8 protein-coding genes are annotated in these 12,402 nt (G+C 65.2%); 1 reads left to right on the forward strand and 7 read right to left on the reverse strand.

Features of this window, described 5'->3' with window-relative positions; genetic code table 11:
- Positions 1–23 precede the first annotated feature (23 nt).
- Entirely contained in the window at positions 24–362 is a 339-nt protein-coding gene (locus ACSQ3I_RS14875) for a slr1659 superfamily regulator (protein WP_436000123.1), read from the forward strand.
- On the opposite strand, the gene ACSQ3I_RS14880 is transcribed toward ACSQ3I_RS14875, so the two are convergent.
- From ACSQ3I_RS14880 to icmH, 7 genes are all read right to left on the reverse strand, one after another.
- On the reverse strand, positions 352–1,125 hold the full coding sequence (locus ACSQ3I_RS14880; RefSeq protein ID WP_436000125.1) for a serine/threonine-protein kinase: 774 nt from the start codon (positions 1,123–1,125) through the stop codon (positions 352–354). The genes ACSQ3I_RS14875 and ACSQ3I_RS14880 overlap by 11 nt on opposite strands.
- An 8-nt stretch (positions 1,126–1,133) precedes the next feature.
- Positions 1,134–2,675 (reverse strand): class I SAM-dependent methyltransferase, encoded by a 1,542-nt coding sequence (locus ACSQ3I_RS14885; protein WP_436000126.1) that lies wholly within the window; start codon positions 2,673–2,675, stop codon positions 1,134–1,136.
- Between the two features lie 18 nt (positions 2,676–2,693).
- Positions 2,694–3,785 (reverse strand): type VI secretion system baseplate subunit TssG, encoded by a 1,092-nt coding sequence (tssG, locus tag ACSQ3I_RS14890; protein ID WP_436000127.1) that lies wholly within the window; start codon positions 3,783–3,785, stop codon positions 2,694–2,696.
- Positions 3,749–5,584, reverse strand: a complete 1,836-nt coding sequence (gene tssF, locus ACSQ3I_RS14895) for a type VI secretion system baseplate subunit TssF (protein ID WP_436000129.1) — start codon at positions 5,582–5,584, stop codon at positions 3,749–3,751. Before tssF ends, tssG begins: the two co-directional genes overlap by 37 nt.
- Before the next feature lie 141 nt (positions 5,585–5,725).
- Entirely contained in the window at positions 5,726–9,235 is a 3,510-nt protein-coding gene (gene tssM, locus ACSQ3I_RS14900; protein WP_436000131.1) for a type VI secretion system membrane subunit TssM, read from the reverse strand.
- On the reverse strand, positions 9,232–11,049 hold the full coding sequence (locus ACSQ3I_RS14905) for a type VI secretion protein IcmF/TssM N-terminal domain-containing protein (protein ID WP_436000133.1): 1,818 nt from the start codon (positions 11,047–11,049) through the stop codon (positions 9,232–9,234). The genes tssM and ACSQ3I_RS14905 overlap by 4 nt, the downstream gene beginning before the upstream one ends.
- Complete coding sequence (gene icmH / locus ACSQ3I_RS14910; RefSeq protein ID WP_436000134.1) at positions 11,046–12,401, reverse strand: type IVB secretion system protein IcmH/DotU; 1,356 nt, start codon at positions 12,399–12,401, stop codon at positions 11,046–11,048. Before icmH ends, ACSQ3I_RS14905 begins: the two co-directional genes overlap by 4 nt.
- Position 12,402: the final 1 nt, after the last annotated feature.

Here is a 12,402-nt window from a genome sequence, read left to right on the forward strand (position 1 = left end):
GCTTTTGGAGTATATTGAGTCATATGGAAATCAAGACAAGCGAATATCGGGTGTGGAGCGACGGCGCGGCGATACACTATGAGGGAACGATGCGCCTTTCCGGCACCGAAGCCTATGCCCCCATCCTGGAGCTGATGCAGGAAGTGATGGCGTCCAAGCCGCAGACCATCCTGCTGGACCTCACCGAGCTGGAATTCCTGAACAGCTCCGGCATCAACCTGCTGGCGAAGTTCACCATCGAAGTGCGCAAGCAGCCGGGCATCGGTCTGTCGGTCAAGGGGTCGACCCGTATTCCGTGGCAGTCGAAGTCGCTGCCGAACCTGAAGAAGCTTCATCCGGCGGTTGCGCTCGTCATCGTCTGAGGCAGATGGCGGCAAGTTCTCTTGCCGCCGGCCGGCTTTCCGGGGGGCCGAGGCCGCGTGCCAACGCAGCCACCAGATCCGGGTCCGCCTGCCGCCGGGCGGCGGCAAAATCGAATTCGAGAACGGCGCCCAGCCGTCTTTTTCGTATGATCTCCTCGCTCTCGCCGCTGAAAGGCCGTTCGCCCGTCAACAGCCAGAGCCCGACGGCCGACAACGCCCAGATATCGGCCGGTGGCCCGACCTCTCCCGACAGCTGTTCCGGTGCCATCCAGGCCGGCGTTCCGGCGAATTCGACGGCGCCGAGCGGATCGTCTGCTGTCAGCGCCGCTATGCCGAAATCGATCAGCACCGGCTCCTCGCCGCGAAACAGGATATGGCTGGGCTTGATATCGCCGTGGACCACGCCGCGGGCGTGAAGATAGGCCACGGCCTCCGCCAGCGTGCCCAGCAGCCGTCCGACGGCGTTACCGTCGCCGAACCGCGCCGCCTGTCCCGCTGCGGCTAGGGAAGGCTGCAGATATTCGAACCCCAGCCAGTCGCCGCCCTCTTCGAGGAGCACGGCAAGCTGCGGATGGCGAAGCGTCGAGGCAAGCCGTTTTTCGCGCTCGAAACGTCGGGCGCCGATTGGGTCGGCGCTTTCCGTATCTCGAAAGACATGCTTGACGACCATCGGCTGGCCAGTGGCGGACAAGGCTTCGTAGACCCGCAGCCCGCCCGCCTGCCGGAGCAGCTTGAGGCAGGCCGGCGGGCTTGTCTCCGTCATCGGCGCGATCAGATCGCGCCGACGCGTTGCCAGAAGGGCAGGGCGCCGGTGAGGATGGATTCGGCGCTTTCCCGCAGGATGCGCCGGTTCTCCTCGGGATCCACCACGAATTCACCTTCCTGGCGCAGGCGGTCGCCCCGCTTTTCGAGAAGGCCCCACATGGCCTGCGTCAGGGTTTCCGTCTCCGGTGCCGTTCCGGTCACCAGCACTTCATAAGCGAGCATTTCGATCAGGCGAACCGTGACCGCGGAGCCGATTGCGACGGCGGCCATGGCGCAGATCGAGCGACCTTCGTCGGCGCAGGCGGAAAGATGCGCGAGGTTGAAGGCCCGGACCCTGGCAAGGGCGTCTTCCGAGACCGGGTTGACGACGAGCATCGCCTGGCGCGTGCCGACCATCATGCCGAGCACTTCGCGCGGCGCAGCACTTTTGGCCGCCGCGTGCGGCAGGTCGCGCAGCTCGCCGATCGTCTGCGGGCCTTCCGTCAGCGCCTCGAAGGCCGGCGTGTAGAAACCTTCGTTCAACGTCGCCTCGCCGCGCGGGATCCGCACGGTGCGGCTGATCGCCGATGGCGGAACGACCAGCGAGAGCCGCTTTTCGCTGATCCGCTGGTCCAGGCGCCGCTCCGGGATGGGCCGGGGACCGCGCATGTAGATATCGCGGCGGAACGTCCGCAGCATGAAGTAGTCGCGCGCCGTTTCGGCCACTGCGGGCGGCAGCTGGGCGAGTAGGTCGCGTTGCTCGCCGGTCAGCGAAAGGTCCGGAAAGTTTTCCAGCAGGTTGGCGGTGCCGACGAAGGACAGTTTTGCGGCGGAAAGATCCTTGGCGACATCCATCTGGAAGCAGGGTGACCAGTGTTCGTTGAGATATTCGTGCGACAGGTAGGCGAGATTGCCGTTATCCCGTTCCTTCTTGAGGCCATCCAGCAGTTCGCTCGAAATTCCGACGGCACCGGCTTCGACGAATTGCAGCATGCGGTCCAGCGATTGCACGATCCGCCGGTCGGACCGCTCGTGTCCCATGGTCGAAAACATCAGCAGCATACGCTGCATCGGTGTCACCGTCGCCCAGCCGGGGAGGGCATTGTAGGTCACGTAGACCAGCCCGCCGGGCTTGAGGTAACGGTCGATGAAGCGAACGATATGCTGGCGGTTTTCCAGGCTGACCCAGCTCCAGACGCCGTGAAGCGTGATGTAGTCGAAGGCGGGCAGGTCGCTGACTTTTCCGGCGTTGAGTTCCTCGAACGAGGCTTCTTCCAGCCGGATGTTGTCGAGTTTGCCGGCATCCGCCAGGGCGCGGGCGCGGGCAATGTGGGCGGGGTTGAAATCGAAGCCCCAGACGCTGCTTGCCGGGTTGGCGGCCGCGACCACCAGCGCTGTCTCCGCAACGCCGCAGCCCAGTTCGCAATAGGTGAATGGCTGGCCCTGGGCGACCGGCGGCTCTATGCCGCGCAGCAGGCAGGTGGCATCGAGATGAACCGGTGTCTGCTCCGCGTAGAAGCCGGGCAGGTATTCGATGTCGGAAACGTAACCTTGTGTCCAGTCGTTCATTGAAGGATCCTGATATGTCTATCGCAAATGGGGTAGGGGCTGAAATTCGGTGGTTGCGGCCTCCGTGCGCGGCTGCGGCGAGGTGAGCCAGGTATTCCAGCCGAGGCGGCTGGCGGTCGGGCTCTGGCTGTCCGCTTCGAGCTGCAGGTTCGGCACCTCGGCCGCCTTGAGTTCGAGGCGGATGCGGAAAACCTTGTCCGGGCCGAGCGCGTTGGCGGCGACATCGCTCAGGAGCTGCGAACGGTCGCCATCCGGCAGCAGGGAGCGAAAATCCCGGTAGGTGAGTGCCTGCACGCAGATCAGCACGGTGGAACGGATGTCGAATGTGCGTTCGCCGATCACCAGGTCGTCGCCAAGGCGCGCGAAAGCGCCGTCGCGGTCGTCGCGATGCGGCAGGCGGCTGCGGTCGGCAGGTGCGATCGCCAGCCATTCGCCGTGAAACTGCTCGATCTTCAACTGGTGGCCGAGCGTGCCCGACAGGGCCCTTTCGATGGCCATGGCCGAGCGGCCCTGGCGCCCGAGAAGCCCGCCGAAGAACACGAAGGTGGAATCCGGGGCGGCGGTGCGGTTGGCGGTGGAGGGCAGGCCGAGCCCGACGATCGATTTCAGCGCATGGTCGATCGGCTGGCTGGTTGCCAGCATCGTGGCGCGTTGGCGCTCGACGCTGATACGATATTTCGCCCAGGCGCTGTAGAGCAGGCCGGCGAGCCGATTGTTGAACAGGTCGAAGAATTCCCGCAGCGCCATGTTGCGTTCACGCACGCTGACCTGCACCAGCTCGCTCAGGGCATGCGGCAGGACGCCGGAGGGGCCTGTCAGCCCGACGATGGTCTGCGTCAGTTCGACGGGACCGCCGCCGCGCGGCCGGCGGACGGACGTGACTTCGGCTGCGGCGAAACCGAGCGGCACCGCCGAGCGGATGTTGAGGGCGGCGTTGGTCGGATCGACGCCTTGTCCCACCGGATCGACCGGCGGTAATCCGAGCCGGTGGCTTTCTCGCGCCGCCATCGCCTCGATCAGCCGGATCGCCTGAAACAGTTCGTAGAGCTGCGGCTGCTCGAAGAGGTCGGCCTCTAGAGAAGTGCGCGGTCGCCGGCGCGTGCTGGCCATGTCTTCAAAATCCCGGTGCGGCCTTTCACCAGTGCGGTGAGGCGTGAGAAAGAATTGACGCTGGCGTAAAGCCCCAGGAAGCGCTCCAGCACGCTTGCCATGAGATAGACGCCGTTGCCGGAAAAATTCGGCTCGTCGAAGGTGATGTTGACATCGATGCCGCGGCAGAAGGCACTCTGCCCCTGGCTGCGGACGCGGGCCGTGCCGCTTTTCGAGGAAAGGCCGACGATGCCGTCGATCAGTGCCCGCGTCTCCGCGGAATCGCGGAAATCGTAGAGCAGCAGGATTTCGCGCAGGGCTTCGATGCCGCCGTCAGACACCAGCGACAGGTGGTTGAGCGACAGGTGCGAAATGAGCCGCCAACGGCCGCCCTGGCCGAACAGCGGCCGCAATGTCGAGGTCGGCGCCGTCAAGAGCCGCATCGATTTCACCATCGGCATCGGCTCGACCATGCGCAGTTGCGGCTGGCCGCCGCCGAAAGGCAGTCGCTCCGGCCGGTTACGGTTGAGGCACAGCGTCTCGATCGCCAGCACCTCGTCGGCCGGCACGCTGGCGCGAAAATCCGGATCGGCGAGCGAGATATAGACCTCGCTGCCCGGATTTTCCGCGGCCGCCGCCTCACGGCGCGACAGCCACCAGATCTCGTCCTTCCTGCCTTCCTTGAGGCGGTCGGCGCCGGCGGCATGCTCGACGCTGTAGAAACGGTGCATGTCGTTCTGATTGCCGTCGGAATCGATCGAGGTGACCGATTCGATGCTGTAGACCTCCAGCGCCTGCGGCCTGCGGCTATCGGCGACCACGCGGTATTCAGGGCTTTTCTGGTTGAGCGTGATCGGCTCTGCCGTTTGCGGAAACAGGTTGACGACCGGGACGCATCCGAGCGCAAAGGCCGCCGCCGTCAGCGAGCGTTCGAGGCTCGGCGAGGGGCGGTTGAGGTAGACGAAGACGTCGAGCGTCCGCCCCTTGCGTGCCAGGCGTTCCCGCGCCGGGAAGGCGAGATCGACGAACAGGAACTTTTCCGGAAAGGCGAAATATTCCGTCAGGATCCGGTACCCGAGATGTGATGCCTGCGGATAGGGCAACAGCCCCTCGTTCTCCTCGAAGCCGCCGGGCGAAAAGGCGCTGCCATCGAGAAAGACCGGATCGGGGTCGTTGGCGCCTTCGGCAAAAGCCACGGCGATCGCATCGTTGAGCAGCAATTCGTAGAGGGGATAGACGAGCTGCGGCTGGCCCCGGAGGAAGAAGCGCAGCGATTGCGGGCTGTGGGTGGCGAAACTGCCGTCCGGCACAGACACGTCCAGCGTCAGGCGCAGGCAGGCGGTGGCGTTGAGTGCCCGCGTCGTTTCCGGCGCGGTGATCGGCCGGCCGGTCAGGGTGGCGGAGCGGATGGTGATCGGATGCAGCGCCACATCGAAGGCGGTGCGGAAGCGGCAGCGTTCGCCATCGACCTGTTCCGTATCGATCAGCGTCTTGGCCGGAACGTGGTAGACATCCTGCAGTTCCTGCTTCGGGTCCATCTGCAGGATCGACATCGACGGGATCGGCCGGTCGAGATGTGGATAGAGGATGCCGAGCATGGCATTGGTCAGCTCGGGAAAATCGTCGTCCATCTTCTGCCGCACGCGGGCGGTCAGATAGGCGAAGGCTTCGATCAGGCGGCCGACATGCGGGTCCTCGATCGCATCTTCCGAAAGGCGCAGGCGGCCGGCGATGCGCGGGTTCTCGCTGGCGAAAGCCGCCGCCGCGCGCCGGATGTTCAGCAATTCCCGGTTATAGTGAACCAGCAGGTCATCGGACATGGGCCGGGCTCATTCCTCTCTGTCACGGCGCACGGCCTCGATGCCGCGGCGCTGGTCTCTTTACGGACATTGGCGGAAGAATTTCCGCCAAGTCAAGGCGATCAAATCAAGGCGATTTCGGCCATGGATATGCGCCGCCGGTCACAGGACCGGGCAGCTGTAATCGGCGAGAATATCGCGGGCAAAGGGGTTGCGGGTCGGCGGCGCGGCGAGCCGCAGCAGAACCTGCCGGCTGCCGACGCGGAACTGGTAGGTAACGATATCGGTCGGGCTCTTTTCCAGCATACGGCCGAGCTTGAGCAGTCGGAACAGCGCCCAGGCGCCCTGCCGCGAAACGATGTTCCGTTCGCCTTCCAGCTCCGGCATCATCGATATGTTGGCGCCGACGGAGATGTTTTCCGATGGCCACTGATATTGCGTGTCGACCGGCGGACCGTGATTGTAGAGCAGGGCGGGACCGCCGATGTCGAGAACGAAGGCGCGGGCGCGCATGTCGAGCTTGCCCGGCGTGATGGTGAACTGCACCGAGGGCTTTTCCTGCTCGCCGAAATAGATCGTCGTGACGTTGTCGGCCTTTTCAAGCTCGGCCAGGATCTTGTCGTCGTAGCCCAGCCCGATCTGCTGCCCGGTCTTCCAGCGCCACGGCCGCGTCGACGAGTCGATGAACGGCTTGAGATAATTCTCGCGGAAGCCGGCAATGGCGCCTTTCGGGCCGAACAGCCGGGCGAAATCCTCCAGCGACGTGTCGTTGATGCTGTTGGGATCGAAGGGATAACGCGCCGTCGTGGTCGCCTCGCAGAGCGGCAGCACTGTCGTCTTCCAGATCTGCGACAGGCGCTCGCGCGAACTGCCGCCGGTAATGGCCGCCACCTGCGCCATGATGCGGGCAAACAGCGGCTGCAGCGATGCCGGCAGCTCGCCGTTGCGCTCGGAAAGCTGGTTGAGCAGCGTCTGCGGCTCGGCGCCGAGTTCCAGCACGTCGTTGCCGGTCGCGACGTGGTTGAGCATCCGGTAGAGCGGCTGCATCGCCACCAGCATGGCATCCACCGGTGCCTGCTGGCCTTCCGGCGCGGTCACGGCATTGCGGAAGGATTTGTAGTGTTCCGCTATGGTCTTGGCGACATTGACGACGCGGCGGGGCTGCAAGGCCGTATTGACCTGCGCGGACTTGGCGGCGGCACCGGGGATGGCATCGAGCACCGTCGTCGAGGCTGCTTCCAGATCGGTTTCCGCGGCAATGGCGGTGACGAGTTCCTTCACCGGCGACGGGTTGCCGGTGATGATTGCCATCGAGCGGGCCACTTCGCTGGCTGCCGTTCCGCCGCCGAGGCTGAGATCCGACAGCAGCGTGTCCCATTGGGTGATGTAGTCGACGCGGTAGAGATCGAGCAGGCCGTCGCGAATGCGTGCCGCCTCACGTTCCTGCTCGACGAGATTATCGGCCGTGCCCATGGCCCAGAGGTCGTCGGCAATGCGCCGCGCCACCCGGTTGGCGGTGCCGAGCATCACGTCCTTCAGCCCGTTGCGGGTATAGATGCCGGGGATCCCGTCCCACAGGCTGCCATTGTTGGCGCGCGCCAGCGCCTGCGGCCCCTGCAGGCCCATGTGATCGACAGGTCGCCAGATCGGCAGTTGCTGGACCTCGGAAACGGCCAGCACGTTGTCGTAGGCAAGCCGGGCGAGCGTATAATCGGCGATGCGGCGGCGGGCGCGATCGACAAGTGCCAGGTCGGCGGGCGGTGCCGTGACCGTCGTGCCGGCAAGTGCTGCGAAATGCGCCGAGATGCGTCGGTCGATATCGGCATTGCGCTCGTAGGTCAGCCAGTTGGCAGCGAAATCGGGGCTGATCAGGGCGGCCGTTTCCTGGTCCGTCGGGCGTGTCCCGGTCAGCATCAGGTAGAATTTCAGCTGCTGGAAGCGCAACGCCGCCGGCGTGGCCGGATTGTCCAGCCCGTCGCGCAGATACGCCCAGACGAAGGGGAAAAACAGGTTGGCCAGGGCGCGGTCGTAGGCCTCGCTGGAGGCTTGGCGCACCGAGCCGGTGGTGTAGAGGCCGAAAGTGGTGCTGCGCGGCACTTCCTGCGACAGCGTCCGCAACCGGTCGAGCACGTTGAGTACCGGCTCGAATTTCGTCGGGATCTTGCCGTCGGGTGTCGCCTCGGTGATGTTGGCGTGGGTGACGGTGACGTGTTCGTCGATGCGCGCCGTATAGGCCCGGCCTTCGCTGAAACCCAGCCACCAGATGCCGAGCAGCACCAGCAGGGTGATGAACAGCACGATGTTGGCCGCCACGTCCTGCAGGCGCGTCACCAGCAGGGCCGGCTTGGTCAGGCCGCTGAGATTGGCCTCGGGAATGATGACGTCGCGAAAAAGGCCGGTGAGGAAGAACGGACGGGTGCGCCGCACCCCGACATCCTGCGGCAGCGCCAGACCGCCACGCCGCTGGCCGAAACTCGTCGACAGCGACTGGCCGAGCAGGTCGGAAAACTCGCCGGACTGGTTGGTGCTGGTGAAGAACAGGCCGCGAATATTCGGCGCCTGGCCGAAACGATGCGTCGAGGCGAGGTGCTGCAGCAGCGGTTCGAGCCTGGCCTGCAGCAGCGCGAACTGGCCGGTGAACTCAAAGATCCGCCGGCGGCGGAGTTCGTCCGGCTCCTCCTGCATCCGCAGAAACTGCTGCTGCGAAAAGCGCTCGATGATGCTGGAAAAACCGTTGGCAAAGCTGCCGCTGGCACTGGCGCCATCGACGGAGCGCAGCGCCGACAGCGGCACGCCGAGCACAGAGGTGCGTTCTTCTGCCGTCAGGCTTTCGAAAAACTCCTCGAAGCCGACGACGAGATCGAGCTTGTTGACCAGCAGATAAACCGGCGCCACGGTCCGCAGCCGGGTGATGGTCTCGTCCAGCCGCTTGCGGATGGCGGCGGCATAGTCGGTGATCTGCTCTTCCTGCATCGCCAGCAGTTCTTCGGTGCTGGTGACGACGAGAATGCCGTTGATCGGCTGCTGGGCGCGCTGCCGCTTGATGTAGTCGAGCATGCGCTGCCAGAGCAGCGCCAGGCGTCTTTCCGGCTGGGTCAGGAATGCGCCGGGAAATTCCGCAAACACGGCGCGATCGGTGATGTGAAAATGCACGGTGCCGGCAACCGATGGCGAGGCGGTCTCGAAAGGCAAGGCAAGGCCGCTTGCCCGGACGACGCTCGTCTTGCCGGCGCTGTCGTTGCCGAGGACGACGTACCAGGGAAGCGAATAGCGGGCGCTGACGAACAGGCTGCCGCGCCCCTTGCGCAGGAACTGCACGACGGTGCGAACCGCTTCCCGGAATGCGGAGATTTCCGCGTCGAGTGCGGCTCCTTCCTTTTCCTCGGCAACTTCCGTTTCTTCCTGCTGCTTGCGGAGCGCCGCCAGCATCGAGGTTTCTTCGCTGCTGCGCACGGTGCGGAAGAACAGGCTGCCGATGCCCCAGAGAAGGGCGATGAACAGCAGGCAGGCGAGCCTGACCGAAACAGGACCGAGCGGCTGGAAATCGCCGAAGGCGATCAGCGGTCCGAGGAACCAGATCAGCAGCGCCAGCGCTATCAGGCCAAGGGATATCAGCACCCCCGGGCGACGCAACGTGTTGCCCAGCCATCTGATGAGCTTGCGCGGGCTCACGTCAGGCTTTCCTTGTAGGCGATCAGCCGGCGCGCGGCTTCGAGGTATGAGGGTCCGATGCGCAGGCCGCCGGCTTCGCGGATGGCGACCGGCGCTTCGCTTTCGAGCGTCGCCTTGTCGTCGGCCGCAAGGCTTGCGGCGTTCTTGGCCACCCAGTCGAGAAGGATCGGCGAATCGACGTTGCGGGCATCGGTGGCGACGGCTAGACGCTTGCGCAGCGTCTCGACATCGGCGTTGACGTCGATCAGGTCGGCTTCGAGACGGGCGGCCAGATGAAAGACCAGCGCATTGACCCGCAGGCCGCGTTCAGCCAGCACAAAGCGCTTGTCGAGCTGCGGTCCCACCGAAAGGCCGGGAACCGGATAGGAGACGGCGAGGCGCGGCGTCGCAAGTGCTGCCTCGATCTGCCGCAACTGCCGGAAGCTCTGCAGCAGCGCCGGCAGGTCTTCGCGTTTGGCCGGATTGGCAACCGGCTTCAGGCCGGCCAGCCGGTCCGAGAGGTTGCCGGCGAACTTGATTTCTTCATCGAAGGTGCGGAAGATCCAGTAGCCGCTGCCGAGGCAGGCGAGCACGGTCGCCGCGATCAGCGCCCATTGCACGAAGAAACCGGCGCCGCGGCGTTTGCCGCGCAGAACCAGCCCGGCTTCGGGGATGACGATGCGTTTCAGAACGCCGGTGATGAAATATCCCTGGTCTTCTTCGTCGAGGCCGAGATCCGGCGGCAGCATGCCGATGCGCGGCATGGCGAAACGGCGCGACAGTTCCGGCAGCAGCGCGTCGATCGACAGCGGTTCCTGGCGGGCGCTGGTCAGGAAGATGCCGCGCATCAGCGAGCCCTTCCAGTTACGGTCGTGTTCCGGTGCCAGGTTCTCGAGCAGCGGCGTGATGGTCTTCTGCAGCGCGGCGATCTGTGCCGAAAAGCCCTGCAGATGACCGCAACGCACCGGATCGGCCTCGCGCGAAAGCCATTCCATGTGCCGCGCCCGCATGGCGGCGAGCAGATCCTGGAAACCCTTGTCGATCTCGGCGTGCCGTTCCACCGCCGGCTTGCCCTTGGCCATGGTTTCGTAGGGCAGGATGAAACCCCAGGGCTGCTCGCGCTCCTGCGGTTCGTAACGGTCGAAGAATTCGCGGAAGCCCGGCACGAGGTCGGTCTTGGACAGCAGAAGGTAGGAGGGGATGCTGGTCTTCGTCACCTCATCGAGCATGCGCAGGCTGTTGGTGACGGCATGCATGACGGAGCGCTGCTCGGCAAGATCGGCCAGCGTCAGGTCGGCGGGGCTGAGCGTCAGCAGCGTAGCGTTGACAGGCAGTTTCGGCCGCAGGCTGCGCAGAAGATCGTAGACCTCGCGGGTCACGGCTTCTTCCATGCCGAACGTCGTCTCGATGAAGACGGCTTCCGGCCCCACCCACCATGTGGCGTTGCCGATCGTCATCGGCATGCCGAGGCGCATGTCGGAACGTTCGAGAATGCTCGACTTGCCGCTGCCGGGAGGGCCGACGAGCAGGAAGAACGGCCGGGCGTAACGGCCGCGCCGGCCCTTTACGCCGCGATTGGCGAGAAAGGCGATGGCGGCGCGGCGATGACCGCGCAGCGTCGGCGATTCCTGCGGCCCGGCGGCCTTGAAGAACTGCCGCGAAAACACGACGGGCACCATGGCCCAGAGGATCAGCGGAAGGAGCGCCACGCCGAAACGCAGTTCCTGGCGGATTTCCATCGGCAGGAAATCCGACGCATGGGTCCAGATCAGCCAGCTTGCGCCGGCAGCGACCAGAAGCCCGAGGAACCAGGATATCAGCGCGGCCGGCCTCATGGCGTCTTTTCCGCGGGGATCTGGAATTCGACGCGCCTGTTGCGGGCGCGTTCTTCCGCCGAACTGTTCGGCACGATCGGATCGGTCTCGCCGCGGCCCTCGAAGCTGACGCGCGACTGGTCCTCGACATGCTTCTGCAGCATCTGCGCCGCCGAACGGGCGCGGGCGACCGAAATAGCCATGTTGTCGCCGAGCGGGCTGCCGGCACCGACAGGCACGTTGTCGGTGTGGCCGACGACGAGAATGGGGCCGGGTTCCGGATCGAGTGCGGCGCCGATCTTGGCGATCAGCGGATCTTCGGTCAAAGCCAGGTCCAGCCCGCCCGAGGGGAAGGAGGCACCAAGCATGCGGATGACCACCTTGTCATCGACGGTGGCGACCTCGATGCGGCGTGCGGCAATTTCCGTTGCAAGCGCTTCCGTGATCCGCTCGATCTGCGTCTTGCGCACTGGCGGAACCGGCTCGGGAATGTCGGGAATACCGGCGCGTTCGACCATGACCGGAATGCTCGGCACCAGGCCGCGGATCTGTTCGGCGGAGCGCTCGACGCTGGCGCGCAGGCTGATGCTGGAAAAGGCCCAGAGACCGGCAAGCAGCAGCAGCAGCAACAACGCCGCCGCCCACGGCGCCGCCATGCTGATCGGTGCGCGGTGCGGCACCGGCATGGTCTGCCAGGCGGCGGAGAGATTGCGCTCATAGGGGCCGCGGATGCGGCGAATGGTGCGGTAGAGATCCTGGCGCAGGCGTTGCAGCTGGCCCTGGCCGCCTTCCGCCACCCGGTATTTGCCGGAAAAGCCGATCGACAGGCAGATCGCCATCAATTCCAGCGCATCGATATTCTGGTCCGGCTGCTGCATCACCTGCGACAGCAGGTCGTAGAAACGCTCGCCGCCCCAGGTCTCGTTGTAGAGAATGCTGACAAGGCTGCTGCTCGCCCAGCCGCTGGAGGCGCCCCAGCGGGTGGACAGGATGATGTCGTCGATCACGGCGCAGAGCGCATAGCGGGAGACGCGGATCAGCCTGTCCGGCACATCCTTGGCCATGGCCGCGGTTTCGAAATTGCGGATTTCGTCCATGACGCGGCCGCGGAATTCCGGGATGTCTTCCGGCGGCGCGCTTTCGTTCAGGCGGCCGGCGAGCCAGAGCAGCGGCGAGGCGGCGCTGACCAGCGGATTGATGGCGGCAAGATCGAAAGCCTTGTCGATGGCGGCGTCGCCGCGCCGCGACGGCTTTTCCATCACCGGCTGGTTCAAGCCGAAATCATCCGCAAATCCCTGTCGCGCCTTCGGCTTGGGATCGAAAAAATCGTCGGAGAAAGCGGCGGAGGCGCCGGGGCGGGCAAGCGGCTCCAAG

Source organism: Rhizobium sp. LjRoot30 (assembly GCF_964253915.1).
Taxonomy (GTDB): domain Bacteria; phylum Pseudomonadota; class Alphaproteobacteria; order Rhizobiales; family Rhizobiaceae; genus Metarhizobium.

Bases quoted from the DNA above. Each gene is read 5' to 3' on its own strand.
- ACSQ3I_RS14875 (WP_436000123.1), top strand. From the start codon at position 24: ATGGAAATCAAGACAAGCGAATATCGGGTGTGGAGCGACGGCGCGGCG.
- ACSQ3I_RS14880 (WP_436000125.1), bottom strand. From the start codon at position 1,125: ATGACGGAGACAAGCCCGCCGGCCTGCCTCAAGCTGCTCCGGCAGGCG.
- ACSQ3I_RS14885 (WP_436000126.1), bottom strand. From the start codon at position 2,675: ATGAACGACTGGACACAAGGTTACGTTTCCGACATCGAATACCTGCCC.
- tssG (WP_436000127.1), bottom strand. From the start codon at position 3,785: ATGGCCAGCACGCGCCGGCGACCGCGCACTTCTCTAGAGGCCGACCTC.
- tssF (WP_436000129.1), bottom strand. From the start codon at position 5,584: ATGTCCGATGACCTGCTGGTTCACTATAACCGGGAATTGCTGAACATC.
- ACSQ3I_RS14905 (WP_436000133.1), bottom strand. From the start codon at position 11,049: ATGAGGCCGGCCGCGCTGATATCCTGGTTCCTCGGGCTTCTGGTCGCT.